20 protein-coding genes are annotated in these 18,381 nt (G+C 72.7%); 11 read left to right on the top strand and 9 right to left on the bottom strand.

From position 1 onward, the window contains the following. Nucleotides 1–76: 76 nt before the first annotated feature. On the top strand, nucleotides 77–880 hold the full coding sequence (locus tag QFZ74_RS06920; protein ID WP_307619898.1) for an enoyl-CoA hydratase/isomerase family protein: 804 nt from the start codon (nucleotides 77–79) through the stop codon (nucleotides 878–880). A gap of 62 nt (nucleotides 881–942) precedes the next feature. On the opposite strand, the gene QFZ74_RS06915 is transcribed toward QFZ74_RS06920, so the two are convergent. Further along, the gene (locus QFZ74_RS06915) at nucleotides 943–1,665 is read right to left on the bottom strand and encodes a nucleopolyhedrovirus P10 family protein (protein WP_307619897.1); all 723 of its coding nucleotides are present in this window, start codon (nucleotides 1,663–1,665) and stop codon (nucleotides 943–945) included. An 87-nt stretch (nucleotides 1,666–1,752) separates the two neighbouring features. Here QFZ74_RS06915 and QFZ74_RS06910 point away from each other — a divergent pair, with 87 nt between their 5' ends. From QFZ74_RS06910 to amaP, 5 genes are read left to right on the top strand one after another with little or no spacing between them, the layout of a single operon-like run. Continuing rightward, nucleotides 1,753–2,241: an Asp23/Gls24 family envelope stress response protein gene (locus QFZ74_RS06910; RefSeq protein WP_307619896.1), complete on the top strand. Its 489-nt coding sequence runs from the start codon at nucleotides 1,753–1,755 to the stop codon at nucleotides 2,239–2,241. A gap of 48 nt (nucleotides 2,242–2,289) precedes the next feature. After that, nucleotides 2,290–2,484: a hypothetical protein gene (locus tag QFZ74_RS06905; RefSeq protein ID WP_307619895.1), complete on the top strand. Its 195-nt coding sequence runs from the start codon at nucleotides 2,290–2,292 to the stop codon at nucleotides 2,482–2,484. Beyond that, complete coding sequence (locus QFZ74_RS06900) at nucleotides 2,481–2,900, top strand: Asp23/Gls24 family envelope stress response protein (RefSeq protein WP_307619894.1); 420 nt, start codon at nucleotides 2,481–2,483, stop codon at nucleotides 2,898–2,900. The genes QFZ74_RS06905 and QFZ74_RS06900 overlap by 4 nt, the downstream gene beginning before the upstream one ends. Beyond that, complete coding sequence (locus QFZ74_RS06895) at nucleotides 2,897–3,583, top strand: DUF6286 domain-containing protein (protein ID WP_307619893.1); 687 nt, start codon at nucleotides 2,897–2,899, stop codon at nucleotides 3,581–3,583. Before QFZ74_RS06900 ends, QFZ74_RS06895 begins: the two co-directional genes overlap by 4 nt. Continuing rightward, entirely contained in the window at nucleotides 3,580–4,167 is a 588-nt protein-coding gene (gene amaP / locus QFZ74_RS06890) for an alkaline shock response membrane anchor protein AmaP (protein ID WP_307619892.1), read from the top strand. Before QFZ74_RS06895 ends, amaP begins: the two co-directional genes overlap by 4 nt. A 373-nt stretch (nucleotides 4,168–4,540) precedes the next feature. Here amaP and QFZ74_RS06885 read toward each other — a convergent pair whose 3' ends face one another. From QFZ74_RS06885 to QFZ74_RS06865, 5 genes are all read right to left on the bottom strand, one after another. Next, nucleotides 4,541–5,296 carry an SDR family oxidoreductase gene (locus QFZ74_RS06885; RefSeq protein ID WP_307619891.1) on the bottom strand — a complete coding sequence of 252 codons (756 nt, stop codon included), beginning with the start codon at nucleotides 5,294–5,296 and terminating at the stop codon, nucleotides 4,541–4,543. A 5-nt stretch (nucleotides 5,297–5,301) separates the two neighbouring features. Then, a complete protein-coding gene (locus QFZ74_RS06880; protein WP_307619890.1) occupies nucleotides 5,302–7,086 on the bottom strand; it encodes a glycoside hydrolase family 15 protein in 1,785 nt (594 codons plus the stop codon). Nucleotides 7,087–7,176: 90 nt separating this feature from the next. Further along, the gene (locus QFZ74_RS06875) at nucleotides 7,177–8,010 is read right to left on the bottom strand and encodes an SURF1 family protein (RefSeq protein WP_307619889.1); all 834 of its coding nucleotides are present in this window, start codon (nucleotides 8,008–8,010) and stop codon (nucleotides 7,177–7,179) included. Between the two features lie 16 nt (nucleotides 8,011–8,026). Further along, nucleotides 8,027–8,260 carry a hypothetical protein gene (locus tag QFZ74_RS06870; RefSeq protein ID WP_307619888.1) on the bottom strand — a complete coding sequence of 78 codons (234 nt, stop codon included), beginning with the start codon at nucleotides 8,258–8,260 and terminating at the stop codon, nucleotides 8,027–8,029. Between the two features lie 102 nt (nucleotides 8,261–8,362). Continuing rightward, nucleotides 8,363–9,385, bottom strand: a complete 1,023-nt coding sequence (locus QFZ74_RS06865) for a DEDDh family exonuclease (RefSeq protein ID WP_307619887.1) — start codon at nucleotides 9,383–9,385, stop codon at nucleotides 8,363–8,365. Between the two features lie 162 nt (nucleotides 9,386–9,547). Between QFZ74_RS06865 and QFZ74_RS06860 the strand changes: the two genes are divergently transcribed. From QFZ74_RS06860 to QFZ74_RS06850, 3 genes are all read left to right on the top strand, one after another. Continuing rightward, nucleotides 9,548–10,258: a VIT family protein gene (locus QFZ74_RS06860; protein WP_307619886.1), complete on the top strand. Its 711-nt coding sequence runs from the start codon at nucleotides 9,548–9,550 to the stop codon at nucleotides 10,256–10,258. A 76-nt stretch (nucleotides 10,259–10,334) separates the two neighbouring features. Further along, complete coding sequence (locus tag QFZ74_RS06855) at nucleotides 10,335–11,210, top strand: sterol desaturase family protein (protein ID WP_307619885.1); 876 nt, start codon at nucleotides 10,335–10,337, stop codon at nucleotides 11,208–11,210. 126 nt (nucleotides 11,211–11,336) lie between these two features. Next, complete coding sequence (locus QFZ74_RS06850) at nucleotides 11,337–12,383, top strand: zinc-dependent alcohol dehydrogenase family protein (RefSeq protein ID WP_307619884.1); 1,047 nt, start codon at nucleotides 11,337–11,339, stop codon at nucleotides 12,381–12,383. On the opposite strand, the gene QFZ74_RS06845 is transcribed toward QFZ74_RS06850, so the two are convergent. From QFZ74_RS06845 to QFZ74_RS06835, 3 genes are all read right to left on the bottom strand, one after another. Then, nucleotides 12,384–12,770 carry a hypothetical protein gene (locus QFZ74_RS06845; protein ID WP_307619883.1) on the bottom strand — a complete coding sequence of 129 codons (387 nt, stop codon included), beginning with the start codon at nucleotides 12,768–12,770 and terminating at the stop codon, nucleotides 12,384–12,386. Nucleotides 12,771–12,982: 212 nt separating this feature from the next. Continuing rightward, nucleotides 12,983–14,353: a CoA transferase gene (locus QFZ74_RS06840; RefSeq protein WP_307619882.1), complete on the bottom strand. Its 1,371-nt coding sequence runs from the start codon at nucleotides 14,351–14,353 to the stop codon at nucleotides 12,983–12,985. Between the two features lie 72 nt (nucleotides 14,354–14,425). Beyond that, a complete protein-coding gene (locus QFZ74_RS06835; protein WP_307619881.1) occupies nucleotides 14,426–15,961 on the bottom strand; it encodes a S8 family serine peptidase in 1,536 nt (511 codons plus the stop codon). 323 nt (nucleotides 15,962–16,284) lie between these two features. Here QFZ74_RS06835 and QFZ74_RS06830 point away from each other — a divergent pair, with 323 nt between their 5' ends. Continuing rightward, nucleotides 16,285–16,641, top strand: a complete 357-nt coding sequence (locus tag QFZ74_RS06830; protein ID WP_307619880.1) for a DUF485 domain-containing protein — start codon at nucleotides 16,285–16,287, stop codon at nucleotides 16,639–16,641. Then, entirely contained in the window at nucleotides 16,638–18,257 is a 1,620-nt protein-coding gene (locus tag QFZ74_RS06825) for a cation acetate symporter (protein ID WP_307619879.1), read from the top strand. The genes QFZ74_RS06830 and QFZ74_RS06825 overlap by 4 nt, the downstream gene beginning before the upstream one ends. Nucleotides 18,258–18,381: the final 124 nt, after the last annotated feature.

The following is an 18,381-nucleotide window of genomic DNA, read 5'->3' as shown; positions in this document are numbered from 1 at the left end:
GGTTACTGTGCAGTCACTTCTGCATGCCTGCGTCACGTACGGCATGCGTCATGACCGCACTCATCGGAGGCGCCCCATGGCTTCGCCCGAGCAGGACCGCACCGCCGTACTCGACCAGGACGGCGTACGCCTCACCGCCGACGACGCGCTCGCCACGGTGACCCTGACCAACCCGGCCAAGCGCAACGCCCAGAGCCCTGCCCTGTGGCGCACGCTGGCCGAGGTCGGGCGGCTGCTGCCGGGCTCCGTCCGCGTCGTGGTGCTGCGGGGCGAGGGCAAGTCCTTCTCCGCCGGGCTGGACCGGCAGATGTTCACCCCGGAGGGGATCGAGGGCGAGCCGACCTTCACCGACATCGCGCGCCTGGACGACGCCGAACTGGACGCGACGATCGCCGGGTTCCAGGGTGCGTTCTCCTGGCTGCGGCGGAACGACCTCGTGTCCATCGCCGCCGTCCAGGGGCACGCCATCGGCGCGGGCTTCCAGCTGGCGCTCGCCTGCGACCTGCGCGTCGTCGCCGATGACGTGCAGTTCGCCATGCGCGAGACCAGCCTGGGCATCGTGCCCGACCTCACCGGCACGCACCCGCTGGTGAACCTGGTCGGATACGCCCGGGCGCTGGAGATCTGCGCCACCGGCCGGTACGTACAGGCCGAGGAGGCCGTGCTGTCCGGACTGGCCAACCTGGCCGTCCCGGCCGCCGAACTCGACGCCGCGGCACGGGACCTGGCCGAGGCGATCCTCGCCGCGCCCCGCGACGCCGTCGTGGAGACCAAGGCCCTGCTGCGCGGGGCGGCGAGCCGCACTTTCGAGGAGCAGTGCACCGCCGAGCGCCAGGCCCAGGCCCGCCGACTGCGGGACTTGGCGGGCATCGGCGAGTGAGCGGTGCGCCTGGGGGCGTGAGCAGGGCCGCGGCTGGCTGAGCGTGGCGTGGGACCGGGCGGTCAGCTCACCGTCGTCACCAGGACGGCCGCCGTCGGGCGGTCGTCCAGTGTGTCCGTGAGTGCCGCGCGGATCTGCCGGGCCACGTCCACGGCCCGGCGGTCCCCGGACACCGCCACCTCCACGCGCACGTGGCGGGAGGGCAGCGCGGTCTCCGTGCGCCAGGTGTCCTCGACGTGCACCGCCCGGCCCAGTCCGCCCAGGGTGCCGGTCAGATGGGTCACGCCGGGGACGCCGAGCGCCACCTCGGCCGCCCGCGTCTCGTACGGGGTGGTGGCCTCGCGTGCCCGCGGCGGCTCCGGTGAGCGGACCGCCTCGGGCTGCGTCTGCTCGTCCAGCAGCTCGGTCACCCGCAGGTCCACTTCGGCGACCGTGAGGCCGAGGAGTTCGTCCGCCGCCGTCGACAGGGCCGTGCGCAGCCGGTTCGCCGCCGCCGGCAGGGGCTCGGCGGCCGTGGCCGCGAAGTCCGCCGTCAGCCGCAGCGGCCCCGGCGGGAGCGCGCTCGGCGGCGCCGGTACGACGGGGTCGCTCACGTCCTCCGGGTCGGCGAGGCCGATCCGGAGCGCGCCCAGGCGCACGCCCGGCACAGCCGCCACCGCGCGCCGCAGCACCGCTTCGGCCGCCCCCTCCGTGATCCAGGCGCCGTCTCGCGGTCCACCGAGCGGAAGCACCCTGCCCAGCGCCAGTTGATCCCGTACCGCCTGTGTCCATCGGTCCGCCGTCATTGCTCCAGCCTGCCCCATCTTGGCGCAGGATGCGCCAACCGCACTTACCGTGGTCAAAGGACGACGATCGCGAAGGGACGTACGGCGATGAGCGACATGAGGGAGCCGAACCCCACCACCTCCCCGGACGAGACGGAGCCTGGGCTGCAGACCCGTAAGCCCACCCGGCGCGGCGGCGGCGACCCCGCGAGCCGCGGGCGGACGACCATCGCCGACGGCGTCGTGGAGAAGATCGCCGGGCTGGCGGCGCGGGACGTCATGGGCGTTCACGCGATGGGCGGCGGACTGAGCCGCACGCTCGGCGCCGTGCGCGACCGGGTGCCCGGCGGGTCCACCAAGTCCGTGACGCGCGGAGTGAAGGCCGAGGTCGGCGAGAAGCAGACCGCGCTCGATCTGGAGATCGTCGTGGTCTACGGCGTGGCGATCTCCGACGTCGCGCGCGCGGTACGGGAGAACGTGATCGCGGCCGTCGAGCGGATGACCGGGCTCGAGGTCGTCGAGGTCAACATCGCGGTGAGTGACGTCAAGTTGCCGGAGGAAGAGGAAGATGAGGAGCCGGAGCCCCGCATCCAGTGACGCTCCGACGAGTGGACAACCTGCGGCTGAGAGCCTGAGGAGGACGGCATGAACATGGCCGTGGTCGGCATGATCGCCGGAATGCTGCTGGGCTTCGCCGGGTACTTCGGCGGGTTCGGCGCGTTCGTTCTGGTGGCGGCGCTGGGCGCCATCGGGTTCGTCGTCGGCCGATTCATCGAGGGGGAATGGGAGTTGGGTGACTTCTTCCATGCCCGCGAGCACAAACGCGACCGGCGCCCATGACGTCCGTCCGCGGTGGGGCCGGTGAGACGACCGGCGCACCGTCCGTCGTCATGCCCGGTGAGCGCGGTGCCACCCGCATCCCCGACCGGGTCGTCGCGAAGATCGCCGCGCAGGCGGCGCGCGAGGCGCTCGGATCGCTGCCGCCGGACGCCGCGCCGCCGCACGCGACCGTGGTCGTACGCCGCAAACCCGTCACCGCCGTGGAGCCGGGAGCCCCTCACGAATCGGCACGGGTGAGCATCCATCTCGACCTGGAATACCCGAGCGACATCGCGGGCCGCTGCGCCGCCGTGCGTCGTCACGTCACCGAGCGGGTAAGCGCGTTGGTGGGCATGGAGGTACCGGAGGTCGCCGTCCGGGTGGAGCGTCTGCATCCGGTGCCGGCGCACGGCGCGCTACACGGGAGGACGCGATGAGCGAGTCCCAGGGCACCGAGAGAACCGAGAACAGCACACAGCGGCTGCCGGTCATGGAGAAGGGGGCCGGTCCCGAGCTGGACCAGTCGTCCTCCGCCGCGGCCTACGGCCCGCCGCACACGGTGGACGGCGAGGGCGGCGGCAACCGCCGCTTCTGGTCCGCGCGGCGCGTTCCCGCGGGCATCGTCGCGCTGCTGATCCTGCTCGGCGCGGGCGTCTTCCTGTACGACATCGCGGCCGTACGGGCCGGGCGGCCCGCCCTGGCCTGGCGCCGCGAACTGGCCGGCCAGCTCGCCCAGCGTCCACTGGACGACCTGTGGGTGCTGATCGGCGCGGGCGTCACCGTCGCCCTCGGCCTGTGGCTGCTGCTCCTCGCGCTCACGCCCGGAGTGCGGGCCCTGCTGCCGATGCGGCGCACGCACACCGACGTCCGCGCCGGGCTGCATCGGGTCGCGGCGGGCCAGGTGCTGCGCGACCGGGCCATGGAGGTCGCGGGCGTGCGGTCGGTGCGGGTGCGCATGAGACGGCGCAAGGCCGACGTCCGCGCGCTCGCGCACTTCCGGGAACTCGACGAGGTACGCGCCGACTTGGACGTGTCGCTCGCCGAGGCGGTCCGCGGGCTGGGGCTCGTCAAGCCTCCCGCGCTGTCGGTACGGGTCGCCCGGCCCGGACGGAAGGGGTGAGCGCGGTGCTCAGGACCGTCAACCGTGTGCTGATCGGACTCGTCGGGCTGCTGCTGGTCGTCCTCGGCGGCTCGGTGCTGGCCGTGGGCCTGGGCGTGCGGCCGCCCGCCTGGTGGATCCACACCGGGCGCGACGACGTCCTGCTGAGCGCCGCCGAGCGGACGCGGTGGCAGAGCACCGGCTGGTGGTGGCCGGTGGTCCTCGCCGCGCTCGCGATCCTCGCGCTGCTCGCGCTGTGGTGGTTGGTCGCGGTGCTGCGCCGGCGCCGGCTGGCCGAGGTGCTCGTCGACACCGGCGACGGCGCGGGCGCGCTGCTGCGCGGCCGCGCCCTGGAGAACGCCCTGTCCGACGGGGCGACACGGCTGGACGGCGTGACCTACGCCAAGACCAGCCTGACGGGCCGGCGCGGCGCCCCGAGGGCCCGCCTGTGGCTCCTGATGGAACCGGACGTCGACCCCGGCACGGTCCTGCACGAACTCTCCACCCAACCCCTGACCCACGCCCGCACCTCGGCAGGCTTGTCCAACCTCCCGACGGAGGTCCGCCTGAGGGCAGGCAAGCATCGCGCGGAACGGGTGAGTTGACGCGGTAGCGGCCGGTTCGCGACCGGGCGTCTCGGACCCGTGTCGTATCCCGCCGTCGCCTGGCACCGGAGGCGGCGGCCGGTGACAGGTCGGCCCATGCCCGCCCCGCGCTTCGACGCTCCCGGCCTGGGCTCGCCTCAGGGTGGTCCGCGCCGCGGGGAACGGGTGAGCTGTCGCGGCCCCCGGTCGGTTTGCGACCGGGCGTATCGGACCCGTGTCGTATCCCGCCGTCGCCTGGCACCGGAGGCGGCGGCCGGTGACAGGTCGGCCCATGCCCGCCCCGCGCTTCGACGCTCCCGGCCTGAGCTCGCTTCGGGGTGGTCCGCGCCGGACGGAGTGTTCCGCCCACCCGTCCCGCGTCACCTCACCCCGTTCAGAAGCCGTGCCGCATGCCGCCGTCCACCGGGACCATGAGCCCCGTCAGATAGGACGCCGCCGGGGAGAGCAGGAACGCGGCCACGCGGCCGAACTCGTCCGGGGTGCCGTAGCGGCGCAGCGGGATGCGGGCCTCGTTGGCCGCGCGGGTGACCGCCGGGTCGGCGGACAGGGCGTCCAGTTCGCGCACCCGGTCGGTGTCGATGCGGGCCGGAAGCAGCCCCACCACGCGGATGCCGCCCGGGCCCAGCTCGTCCGCGAGCGACTTGGCGAACCCGGCGAGTCCCGGCCGCAGTCCGTTGGAGATGGTCAGCCCCGGGATCGGCTCGTGCACCGAGCCCGACAGCACGAAGCCGATGACCCCGCCCGCCCCCAGCTCCGCGGCCGCCGCGCGGGCCAGCCGTACCGCGCCCAGGAACACCGACTCGAACGCCGTACGCCACTGCTCGTCCGTGTTGTCGGCGACGAAGCCGGCCGGCGGGCCGCCGACGCTGATGAGGATGCCGTCGAAGCCGCCGAAGTGCTCGCGGGCGGCCTCGATCAGCCGCGCCGGAGCCTCGGGGTCGGCGTTCTCGACGGCCAGTCCGGCCGCGTTCGGGCCCAGTTCGGCCACCGCCTCGGCGACCCGCTCGTCGTCCCGTCCGGTGATGACCACCTTCGCGCCGTCGGCGACGAGCTGGCGCGCGGCGGCGTTGCCCAGTCCGCGCGTGGCCCCGGTGACGACGTACACCCGGTCCTTCAGTCCAAGATCCATGGTGCCTATCCTGCCTTGTCGCCCCCGAACAGGGCGAGGGCCGTGTTCACCAGGCCGATATGACTGAACGCCTGCGGGAAGTTGCCGAGTTGGCGCCCGGACACCGGGTCGTACTCCTCGGCCAGCAGCCCCACGTCGTTGGTCAGGCCCACCAGGTGCTCGAACAGCTCCCGCGCCTCCTCGGTGCGGCCCGTCAGATGCAGCGCGTCCGCGAGCCAGAACGAGCAGGCGAGGAAGGCACCCTCGCTGCCCGGCATGCCGTCGACGGGCGGATCGTCGGTGGTGTAGCGGCGCACGAGCCCGTCGTGGCCCAGCTCCGCGCGCACCGCGTCCACCGTGCCGACCATGCGCGGATCGCCCGGCGACAGGAAGCCGAAGCGCGGAAGCAGCAGCAGGGCGGCGTCGAGGGTGCGCGAGCCGTAGTACTGCGTGAAGGTGTTCCGCTCGGGGTCGTAGCCCTTCTCGCACACCTCCCGGTGCACCTCGTCGCGCATCGCCCGCCAGCCGTCCAGGTCGCCCGCCAGCTTCGGGTACGCCTCCAGCGTCCGTACGGCCCGGTCGGCGGCCACCCACACCATCGCCTTGGAGTGCACGAAGTGGCGCCTGCCGCCCCGCACTTCCCACAGGCCCTCGTCCGGCTGCCGCCACGCCGATTCGAGGAACGTCATCAGGGCGCGCTGCATGTTCCACATGTGCGGCTTGGTCGAGAGTCCCGAAGTGCGAGCCAGCCACAGGGAGTCCATGACCTCGCCGTACACGTCCAGCTGGAGCTGGTTCACGGCGCCGTTGCCGATGCGTACGGGCGTGGAGCCGGCGAAGCCGGGCAGCCAGGGCACCTCGCACTCGGGCAGCCGGCGCTCGCCGGACAGTCCGTACATGATCTGGAGGTCGGCCGGGTCGCCCGCGACCGCGCGCAGCAGCCAGTCCCGCCAGGCCTCGGCCTCCTTGTGGTAGCCGGCCGAGAGCAGGGCTTCGAGGGTGAGTGTGGAGTCCCGCAGCCAGCAGTAGCGGTAGTCCCAGTTGCGTACGCCGCCGAGCTCCTCGGGCAGCGAGGTGGTGGCCGCGGCGACGATGCCGCCGGTCGGGGCGTAGGTGAGGGCCTTGAGTGTGATGAGGGAGCGGACGACCGCGTCCCGGTACGGGCCGTCGTAGTCGCAGTGGGACGCCCAGCGCCGCCAGTCCTTGACGCTGGTGTGCAGCGCGTGGAACGGATCGACCAGCGGCGGCCGGGCCTCGTGCGAGGGGTGCCAGGTGAGGACGAACGCCACCTTCTCGCCCGGCTCGACGGTGAACTCCGAGTGCGTGCCGAAGTCCTCGCCCCAGGTGCGCACGGCGGGTTCGCTGCGCAGCCACACCGAGTCCGGACCGGCGACGGCGACCCGGTGGCCGCCGGACTTGCGCATCCACGGGGTGATCGAGCCGTAGTCGAAGCGGAGGCGGAGCGTGCTGCGCACGGTGACGCGCCCGCTGAGGCCCTTGACGACGCGTACGACGTCGGGGCTGTGCTCGCGCTGCGGCATCAGGTCGGTGACCCGGACCGAGCCGTCGGAGGTCTCCCACTCGGTGTCGAGCACGAGGGTGTCGTCGCGGTAGGCCCGGCGCGTGCAGACGTCCGCGCCCGCGGGGGCGATCCGCCAGTGGCCGCTCTCCTCGTCGCCCAGGATCCGGGCGAAGCAGGAGGCGGAGTCGAAGCGTGGCAGGCACAGCCAGTCGATGGACCCGTCCTTGCCGACCAGGGCCGCCGTCTGTTCGTCGCCGATAAGGGCGTAGTCCTCGATGCGGGGATGCACGGGGTTTCGGGTTCCCGGCAGGGGGGCGGGGCAATCAGGGTGCGGCCGGGTGGGTTCAGGAGCGGGTGCGGAGCGGCGGTCTCACGCGTCTCACGCCGTCGCGGGCTCGGTCTCCGGCGTCGCCTGCTCGGTGAGGGCCGCCTCGGCTCGGTCGCGGAGCTCACGGCGTACCAGGAACCACCAGCCGACCGGGACGCACGCGGCGAACAGCCACCACTGGATCATGTACGCGTAGTTCAGCGGGGCGTCCTCGCTGCCGGGGTCGGAGATCTGCTCCGGGGTGCTGCCCTTCGGCTGGGGCGCCGTCTGCTCGACGTAGCCGCCGAGCACCGGGGTGGCGAGCCGCCGTGCCTGCTCCTCGCTGTTGATCAGCATGATCTGCCGGTCGGGCAGGCCCCGGACGTTCTTGATGCCGCTGGCCGCGGTCGTCTCGTCGGCCATCAGCCGGCCCGTGATGGTCGTCCGGCCGGCGGGCGGCGCGGGGACCTTCGGGAAGGCGGTCTGCGCGCCGGTCGCGGGGATCCAGCCGCGGTTGACCAGCAGCACCTTGCCGTCCGTCAGGACGAGCGGGGTCAGGACGTGGAAGCCGACCTTGTCGTCGACGTTGACGCGGCGCCGGACGACGACCTCCCGCGCGGTGTCGAAGGTGCCCGTCGCGGTGACGGTGTGGTACTTCTCGGCGCTGGTCACGGCGTGGCCGGGGGAGGTCAGCCGCTCCACGGGGACCGGCTTCGCGTGCAGGGCGTCCGAGACGAGCTGGTTGCGGGCGGTGCGCGTCTCGTACCGGTGCTGCTGCCAGAAGCCCAGCAGGATCATCGTCGGGATCAGCGCGATCGCGACGAGGGTCAGGATCACCCACTGGCGGGTCAGCAGGAAACGGAAGCGGTGCACCCCACGACGGTACAACTCGGTCGTGGGGTGCATTCGGGCGGGTACGGGCTCACACCCGGTCGACGATCCCGGTCTTCCCGGCCTCGCGCGCGCAGTGGGCGCCGCAGTACCACTGGCCGTCGGCCTCCACTCCCTGGCCGATGATCTGGACGTCGCAGTGCTCGCAGACCGGGGCCATGCGATGGATCGCACAGGAGAAGCAGTCGAAGACGTGCACCGCGCCCTGCGCGTGCACCTCGAAGGTCATTCCGTACTCATTGCCGCATACTTCGCATTTCGCCATGCGCCACAGGGTGAGCGGCGGCCGCCGCGCGGGCGAGCGGCACGCCGGGCGGACCGCCCGGCAATCACCCGTCCGGGCACCCGGGGAGGCGCCTTCGTCCCGTCACTCCCGGGGCGCGCCCGCGCCGTCGCCCGCCGCGGGCTCGACGTCGGCGAGGAGCTGTCCGAAGGCCGCCTCGTCGACCACCGGGGTGCCGAACTGCCGCGCCTTGGCCGCCTTCGAGGTGCCCGAGTCGGGGTCGTTGGTGACCAGCAGGCTGGTCAGCCGGGACAGGCTCGTCGCGACGTGCAGCCCGGCCTCGGCCGCCCGGTCCTCCAGCAGTTCGCGGTCCACCGACGTGTCCCCGGAGAACGCGACCCGCATGCCCTGCTTGAGGCGCGCGCCCTCCTCGTACCGGCCCGGGTTGGGGTAGGGGCAGGCCGGCCGCTTGCGGCCCGCGCGCCAACTGCTCGGCCGGTAGCCGCCGTAGCCGCCGTGTTCGCCGCCGGCCTGGCGGCCGATCCGTGGCGCGGGCCGGTCGCTCCACTCCGTCAGCGGGCGGCACTCCAGCAGCGGCAGCCGTACGTTGCCCGCCGCCGCGGCCCGCAGGCTCGGCTGGAACGCCTCCGCCAGCACGCGCGCGTCGTCCAGCGCGTGGTGCGCCTGGCGCTGGACGACGCCGAAATGCGCCGCCAGTGACTGGAGCTTGTGGTTGCGCAGCGGCAGGCCCAGCTCCTTGGAGAGCGCGATGGTGCACAGCCGCTGCCGCACCGGCGCCTCGCGCTCGGCGCGCGCGTACTCGCGGGCGATCATCTGCCAGTCGAAGACGGCGTTGTGCGCGACGAGTACCCGGTCCGCCAGCCGCGCCGCGAACTCCTCGGCGATGTCCGCGAAGAGCGGCGCGCCTTCCAGCGTCTCGCTCGTCAGACCGTGGATCCACACCGGACCCGGGTCGCGCTCCGGATTGACCAGCGTGTACCAGTGGTCCTCGACCTCGCCGCGCGCGTCCAGCCGGTAGACGGCCGCGGAGATGATCCGGTCGTGCCGGGCCAGGCCGGTGGTCTCGACGTCAACGACCGCGTACCCCTTCGGGTACGCGGCCGGCCACTGGGTGGGCGAGGTCGCTGCGGTCGTGTCTTCGAGCATGGTCACTGAGGATACGGGCCATGACTGACAGCCCCGTTCCGGAGGGCTCCCGCCGACTGCCGCCCGCGCGCAGGGAATTGGGGTTAATGTCCGCTAGTGTGCCAATTGGGTGGTACGGGTGGAGTGGCGCCCGGGGTGGGCGGTTGTGCGATCCTCCCTCCCGTGACCGAACCAACCCATGCCGAGGCCCACGGCGGCGCGCTCGGCTCCAGGCTCAACTGGCTGCGGGCCGCCGTCCTCGGCGCGAACGACGGCATCGTGTCCACCGCCGGCATCGTCGTCGGCGTGGCCGGGGCCACGGACGACCGGGCCGCCCTGCTCACCGCAGGCCTCGCCGGACTGCTCGCCGGATCGATGTCGATGGCGACCGGGGAGTACGTGTCCGTCTCCACCCAGCGCGACTCCGAGAAGGCCGCCCTCGCCATGGAGCGGCGCGAGCTGAAGGAGCAGCCCGAGGCCGAACTGGAGGAGCTGACCGACCTCCTGGAGGAGCGTGGCCTGTCCCGGGACGTGGCGCGGGAGGCCGCCGTCCAGCTCACGGAACGGGATGCGCTGAAGGCCCACGCGCGCGTGGAGCTCGGTATCGACCCCGACGAGCTGGCCAACCCGTGGCACGCCGCCTGGGCGAGCTTCCTCGCCTTCACCATCGGCGCCCTGCTGCCCCTGCTCGCGATCGTGCTGCCGCCGGCCTTCGTACGGCTGCCGGTCACCGTGGGCTCCGTCCTCGCCGCGCTCGTCCTCACCGGGTGGAGCAGCGCGCGCATGGGAGCGGCCAAGCCGGGGCGGGCGGTGCTGCGCAACGTGGCCGGCGGCGCGCTGGCCATGGGGGTCACCTACGCCGCGGGGACGCTGCTGGGAGCGGCCGGCGTCTAGCTCCGGCCGCGCGGGCGGGCGTACTTGTTGGTAACAGCGTCTGGCCGTGGCCGACCGGTGGTTCTACGGTGCACCCATGCCGAACCTGCCGGACGTCGTGCTCTGGTCGATACCCGCCTTCGTGGTGCTCACCGTCGTCGAGATGATCGGCGTCCGGCTCGATCCCGACGAGGACGCCGCCGGGTACGCGGCCAAGGACGCCGCCACGAGCTTCTCCATGGGGCTCGGCAGCCTGTTCTTCGACGCCCTGTGGAAGATCCCGGTCGTCGCCCTCTACACGGCGGTCTACGCCCTCACGCCCCTGCGCGTGCCGCTGCTGTGGTGGACCTTCCCGCTGATGCTGCTCGCGCAGGACTTCCTCTACTACTGGTCCCACCGCGGCCATCACGTCGTCCGCATCCTGTGGGCCTGCCACGTCGTCCACCACTCCAGCCGGAAGTTCAACCTCACGACCGCCCTGCGCCAGCCCTGGACGAGCCTCACGGTCTGGCCGTTCTACGTCCCGCTCGTCGCCGTTGGCGTGCACCCGGCCGCCCTCGCCTTCTGCTCCTCCGTCAACCTCGTCTACCAGTTCTGGATCCACACCGAACGCATCGACAAGATGCCCCGCTGGTTCGAGTACGTCCTCAACACCCCCTCGCACCACCGCGTCCACCACGCCTCCCAGGGCGGCTACCTCGACCGCAACTTCGGCGGGATGCTGATCGTCTGGGACCGGCTCTTCGGATCGTTCGTGAACGAGGTGGAGCGTCCCGTCTACGGGTTGACCAAGAACATCAACACGTACAACCCGATCAAGGTCGCCACGCACGAGTACGTCTCCATCGTCAAGGACCTCAAGTCGGCGACCAGCTGGCGCGAACGCGCGGGCCGGGTGTTCCGGGGGCCCGGCTGGGAACCGGCTCCCGCGCGCGAGCGGACGGCGCCCGCCGAGGGGGCCGCGGTCGTCTGAGCGGGCGGCTTCCGCTGGTCCGGGGCACCCTCCGCGCGCGGGGCGCGACGGGGGCGGCGTACCGTGAAGGGCGCCCGGCCGCCCGCCGGGCGCCTCGCACGAGACACAGCACCAGAAGGACCCGCCATGCGCGCCACCACCATCCACGCCCCGTTCGACATGCGCGTGGAGGACGTGCCCGAGCCCATGGTGCAGCTGCCCACGGACGCCGTGGTCCGGGTGCTGCGCGCCTGCATCTGCGGCAGCGACCTGTGGGCGTACCGCGGTGAGGCGGCCCGCCGGCCGGGACAGCGCATCGGCCACGAGTTCCTCGGCGTGGTCGAGGAGACCGGCTCCGACGTGAGCACCGTCCGGCGCGGTGACCTGGTGGTCGCCCCCTTCATGTGGTCCGACGGCGTCTGCGACTACTGCCGCGAGGGCCTGACCACCTCCTGCGAGCACGGCGGCTTCTGGGGCTCCGTCGGCTACGACGGCGGCCAGGGCGAGGCGGTGCGCGTGCCGTTCGCCGACGGCACCCTCGTCCAGCTGCCCAAGGACGCGGCCTCCGACGAGCACCTGCTGTCCTCCCTGCTGACCCTCTCCGACGTCCTCGGCACCGGCCACCACGCCGCCCTCGCCGCGGGCGCCCGCCCCGGCGCCACGGTCGCCGTCGTCGGTGACGGCGCCGTCGGCCTGTGCGCGGTGCTCGCCGCCAAGAGGCTCGGCGCCGAGCGGATCATCGCGCTGGGCCGCCACCAGGTCCGCACCGACATCGCCCGCCGCTTCGGCGCCACCGACGTCGTCGCCGAGCGCGGGGACGCCGCCGTCGAGGCGGTGCGCGAGCTCACCCGCGGCCAGGGCGCGCACGGCGTCGTCGAGGCCGTCGGCACCGAGCAGTCCATGCGGACGGCCGTCAACATCACCCGTGACGGCGGCGGCATCGGCTTCGTCGGCGTCCCGCACGGCAGCGGCACCGGCCTCGACCTCGGCGTCATGTTCGACCGGAACATCGCCCTGCGCGGCGGCGTCGCCCCGGTCCGCACGTACATCCCCGAGCTGCTGCCCGACATCCTCGACGGCACCATCGACCCCTCGCCGGTCTTCGACATGACGGTCGGCCTGGAGGGCGTCCCGGACGGCTACAAGGCGATGGACGAGCGCACGGCGCTCAAGGTCCTGGTCACCAACGGCTGATCAGGACCAGCGGATCGCCCCGGCAGAGCCGTCAGCACTCTCGACACCGTGACCACCGCCCCGAGGACGAACACTTCGGCGCGCGCGGGCGCGTACGCGGCCGGAGGGTCGGGGGATGCGGCCAGCGGGTCGGGGGATGCGGCCCAGCCGGAGCCGACACAGGCCGCCGAGGTCGATCTGGCCGAGGAGGGTGGGCGCCAGGTTGCCGGTCGCCATGACCGACGCGAGCCGGACCTCGGCGAGGAAACCGGCGGCGGCCGCGTGCGGGGCCCGGTCGCGGGGAAGGCCGGGCGCCGGGCCGGGCAGCCGGCGGGCGAGCCGGCTCACGCACAGCTTGCCCGCCGGGACGCACAGCGCCGCGAACAGCACCGTGCGCAGCAGGGGCATTCCGCCGGTGCCCGGGGCCGCCGCGGCCTCCCCGGTGGCGTGCAGTGCCGCGGACGGCCCCGGAACGGGGCGCCGAGGCCAGGCGGCTGTCCGCGCTCGCGCCGCGCGCTTCCGCGGCCGGTCGTGTCGACGTCGCCCCGGGATCCTCGCCGGCATCCGCGAACCGGGGCAAGTCCCGGAAGATGCGCCGACGTTGGGATCACACCGTGGCCTCACGTCCAGCGCGATGCGTCCGTCCCCCACGGTACTGGCGGTCGCGCCCAGTCGACCGGGGCGCCCGTGAAGGACACCGGCGGCAGCGCGTACCGCAGCCGTCCGAGCGCGCTGTCCCGCTCGGCGAGCCAGGGGGCCGCCGCCTCGTACGGTGCCCCGCTCACCGTATGCACGGGAGCGCCGTCCGTCAGCCACGCCGCCGTCCGCGCCAGCGCCAGCCGTACGAGGCGGCCGTGCCCGTCGTACGACCGCTCCGTCAGCGCCCGCAGCACGGCCGCCGCCAGCAGATAGCCCGTGCCGTGGTCCAGAGCCTGCGCGGGCAGCGCGCCCGGCTCACCGGCCGAGCCCTCGACCGCCGCGATGCCGGTCGCGACCTGCACCAGGCTGTCGAAGCCCCGCCGCTCGCCCCACGGCCCGTACGCACCCCACGCCGACACCTGCGCCACCACCAGCCCCGGCCGCCGCTCGGCCAGCGCCTCGGGGGAGAGCCCGAACCGGTCAAGGGCGCCCGGCCGGTAGCCGGTGACCACGACGTCCGCCGCGGCCAGCAGCTCCTCGAAGGCGGCGTGGTCCGTGGTGAGGTCCAGCCGGGCCGAGCGCTTGCCGAAGCCGGTGTCCGCGTGCTGATCGGGGAGTTCGGGCAGCCAGGGGGCGTCCACGCGCAGCACGTCCGCGCCGAGCAGGGCGAGCGTGCGCGTGGCGACGGGGCCCGCGAGGACGCGGGTCAGATCCAGGACGCGCAGCCCGGCCGCGGGCAGCAGGGGAGAGGCGTCCACGGGAGGGAGCGCCCGCGCGCGGGCCGCGTCCAGTCGGCGACGCTCCACCAAGGGGCGTTCGGACAGCGCGGCCGACTGCGGGTGCGCGGCCCATTCGGCGGGCGTGCGCAGGGCGACGGCGAGACCGCCGGCGGCGTACACCGTCTCCTCCGCCTCCAGGGCGGAGCGCTCGGCGAGCCGGTCGGCGACGTCCGAGGGCGAGGCGTCCTCGGGGAGCCCCAGCGCGCCCAGCAACCGCGCGCGGTGGTGCGGGTAGTTGGCGTGGGTGCGCACCCAGCCGTCCGCCGTGCGCCAGAACCGCGACAGCGGGGCGAAGGAGACCGGCGGCCGGCCGTCCACCCGGACGTGCCGCTCGCTGTGGAAGGCGGTCGCGACCGCGCCGTCGTCGACCCGGACCTCCGGCACCTCGGCGAGCCCGGCCCGCCGGGCACCCAGTTCGGCGGCGGCCAGCGCGCACGCGCCGACGCACGCGCGCGCCAACTCCCGTACGGGAAGGCGCGCCTGGAGCGCGCCTTCCCGTGCCACGGTGGTGACCCGGGGCAGCAGACCGGGGTCACCGTCCAGAGCGGACCAGGCGAACTTGATGTCAGTCATGACTGCACTATGCAGTATTGACTGAATCAACCTATGGCCGTGGGAAGTTGACGGAGCGACCGATCTCGACGGCTACTTGACCGCGCGCAGCGCGTTGACGATGCCGGATCCGTAGAAGCCGTTCACCCGCTCGCCGCCCACACAGGTCGCGTCCACGACCCCGTCGCCGTCCCCGTCGTACGGGTCCGTCGGGCAACCGGGGTTGTCCGCCTGTGCCTTGAGCAGCGCCTGCAGCTCGGCCGGACCGGCGTCCGGGTGGGTGGACTTCAGCAGCGCGGCCACGGCGGCCACGTGCGGGGAGGCCATCGACGTGCCCTGCAGGAAGCCGTACTGGTTGTTCGGCAGGGTGGACAGGATGCGGCCGTTCTTCGACGGCGTGTCCGGGATCTGGTACTTGTCGCCGCCCGGACCCGCGACGTCGACGACGCCGTTGCCGTAGCTCGAGTAGTACGACTTGGCGCCCTTGACGCCCGTCGCGCTGACCGTGACGACGCCCGGTAGCTGGGTCGGCACGTCGAAGCACTCGTGCGGGTCGACCGTGCGGTTCACCGGGGTCGAGTCGTCCGGGCTGGAGTCGTCGACGAGGGCGTCCGAGTCGAGGTCGTCGTTGGAGTTGCCCGCCGAGGCCACATTGAGCGTGCCCTTGCCCTGGGCGTACAACTGGGCCCTGTTGACCGCGTCGACGATGGCACGTTGATCCGGGTCGTCCATGCAGTTGTACAGCCACGGATCAACGTAGTAGCTGTTGTTGGTGATCTCGACGCCGTGATCGGCGGCGAAGACGAAGGCGCAGACGACGCTCTCCGGATAGAACAGCGAACCCGGGTCCGGCTGGGCCACGGTGATGCTCGCGACCTTCACACCCGGTGCGACGCCCGCGACGCCTATGCCGTTGCGGGCGGCGGCTATCTCGCCCGCCACATGCGTGCCGTGGTAGTGGTCCGCGTCCGCCGGGCGCCAGGCGCCGAACGTCGTGTCCGCCTTGCCGCTCACGCAGTTCGCGGACTGCGAGGGGGAGAAGTTCGGGGCTATGTCCGGGTGCGTGTCGTCGACGCCCGTGTCGATGACGCCCACGGTCACCGACCTGCTGCCCGGGTTGGCCTGCGCCGCCTTGTCGGCGCCTATCGCCCGCAGGTCCCACTGGTCGGCCTCGAGGGGCTCCTCGCCCGCCGCCGAACGCTGCGCCACCCGCGCGGCCTCGGCCTTGGACAGGACCTGCACGGAACCCTCGTCCGTGGTCCCCGCCGCGGTGAGCGGCGTCGTACGCGTCGCCCCCGCGGACTGCACCCCGCGCACCGCGCGCATCCGCGCACCGAAGTCCGCGGTCGCGGAGTGGACCACGAACACGCCGATCTTCGCGTAAGTGGCCACGATGGTCCCGCCGTTCGCGGCGATCGCCTTCCGCACCGACTCGATCGTGCGCTTGTCCCGCTCGGTGTTGACGACGTAGGCGAGGTTCTCGCCGGTCGCCGCCCGGGACGCCTGCGCCGCCTGGCCGGACAGCGGAGCCGCCGACGCCGCCGCGGGCAGGAAGCCCAGCGAGGCGGTCAGCGACAGTGCCACCGGCACGGCGAGAGCGAGCCGGTGTCTGGAACGCACATGAGGCATGGGGTCTCCACATCGTCCGAAAACGAAGCCGCCCGAGACACGGCTGTGTTTCGGGCAGGTACATGACGGGTGGTGCTCGGCTGAAACTATCTCCCGCACTCGCCGGTCAGCAATGACTTGTGGTGACTCATGGAGGTGACTTCCGAAAGAACACAAAGGAGTTGAACCGCTCCTCGCGCGGCGCCGTGACCTTGGGCAGGGAAAGTCAGCAGGATCGAGGCCCCCTGCCGAGATCACGCAGGGGAGTCGATCCGCCGCACTCCGTTGTGTGACCTTGTCTCTGTCAGAGCAACAACCGCATGCCCGTAACGCGAGGAGACTCCGTGGCTACCGAGACGCCGCCCCCGCCCAAAGCGCAAGCCCAACTCCCCTCCACCGAGGAGTTCGCCGAGATGCAGCAGAGCGCGGAGTTCGGTGAACTGCGACGCTCCTACCGCTCCTTCGCCTTCCCGCTGACCATCGCCTTCATCGCCTGGTACCTGCTGTACGTCCTGCTGTCCAACTACGCGGGCGGCTTCATGGGGACCAAGGTGGCCGGCAACATCAACGTGGCGATCGTCCTCGGTCTCGCCCAGTTCCTCACCACGTTCCTCATCGCCTGGTGGTACGCGCGGCACGCCGCCGCCAAGCTCGACCCCAAGGCCCAGGCCATCAAGTCCCGGATGGAGGGCGACGCATGAGCCCCGCGATCACTCTGGCGGCCGGAGAGGCGAGCGAGCACCGCACGCTGATCATCACCCTGTTCGCGGTCTTCGTCGCCGCGACCCTCGTCATCACCGTCTGGGCCGGCCGCCAGACCAGGGACGCCGCCGACTTCTACGCCGGCGGACGGCAGTTCACCGGCTTCCAGAACGGCCTCGCCGTCTCCGGCGACTACATGTCCGCCGCGTCCTTCCTCGGCATCGCCGGCGCCATCGCCCTCTTCGGCTACGACGGCTTCCTGTACTCCATCGGCTTCCTGGTCGCCTGGCTGGTCGCCCTGCTCCTGGTCGCCGAGCCGCTGCGCAACTCCGGCCGCTACACGATGGGCGACGTGCTGGCGTACCGGATGCGCCAGCGCCCGGTCCGCACCGCGGCCGGCACCTCCACCATCGTCGTGTCGATCTTCTACCTGCTGGCCCAGATGGCCGGCGCGGGCGTGCTGGTCTCGCTGCTCCTCGGCATCACCAGCGACGGCGGCAAGATCGGCATCGTCGCCCTGGTCGGCGTCCTGATGATCGTGTACGTCACCATCGGCGGCATGAAGGGCACCACCTGGGTCCAGATGGTCAAGGCCGTCCTGCTGATCATCGGCGCCCTGCTGCTGACCTTCCTGGTCCTGCTGAAGTTCCACTTCAACCTCTCCGAGCTGCTGGGCAGGGCCGCCGACACCAGCGGCAAGGGCGCAGCGTTCCTGGAGCCGGGCCTGAAGTACGGCGCCACGGGCACCACCAAGCTGGACTTCCTCTCGCTCGGCATCGCCCTGGTCCTCGGCACCGCCGGCCTGCCGCACATCCTCATCCGCTTCTACACGGTGCCCACCGCCAAGGCCGCCCGTAAGTCCGTGATCTGGGCGATCGGCCTCATCGGCGCCTTCTACCTGATGACCCTCGCCCTCGGCTTCGGCGCCGCCGCGCTGATCAAGCCGGACGAGATCATCGCCTCCAACAAGGCGGGTAACACCGCGGCCCCGCTGCTGGCCCTGCACCTGGGCGGCGTGGACTCCAGCTGGGGCGCGATCCTCCTCGCCTCCATCTCCGCGGTCGCCTTCGCCACCATCCTCGCGGTCGTCGCGGGCCTGACCCTGGCCTCGTCCTCCTCCTTCGCGCACGACATCTACGCGAACGTCATCAAGAAGGGCAACGCCACCGAGAAGCAGGAGCTGGGCGCGGCCCGCTGGGCGACGGTGGGCATCGGCGCGGTCTCGATCGTCCTCGGCGCCCTCGCCCGCGACCTCAACGTGGCCGGCCTGGTGGCCCTCGCCTTCGCGGTCGCCGCCTCCGCCAACCTGCCCACCATCCTCTACAGCCTGTTCTGGAAGCGGTTCACCACCGCCGGCGCCCTGTGGTCGATCTACGGCGGCCTCGTCACGGCGGTCGGCCTGGTGCTGTTCTCGCCGGTGGTCTCGGGCGCGCCCACGTCGATGTTCCCCGACGTCGACTTCCACTGGTTCCCGCTGGAGAACCCCGGCATCATCTCCATCCCCGTCGGCTTCCTGCTCGGCGTCGTCGGCACCCTCCTGTCGAAGGAGGAGCCGGACGCCGGCAAGTACGCGGAGCTGGAGGTCCGCTCCCTGACGGGTACCGGAGCGCACTGAGCGGTCCGTGTCCACGGCGGCCCGCGCGCGGCCGCGTCGCAGAGGGCTCTGCGGCGCGGCCGCGTTCTGCTTCCGGGAACTTCCGGGAGCACAGTCGTCGCAGCCGATGTCAGAGATGTCGCGT

This window comes from Streptomyces sp. V3I7, from assembly GCF_030817495.1.
Taxonomy (GTDB): Bacteria; Actinomycetota; Actinomycetes; order Streptomycetales; family Streptomycetaceae; genus Streptomyces.
The sequence above is the reverse complement of the archived record's forward strand: the minus strand, read 5'-3'. Positions and strand labels throughout refer to the sequence as shown.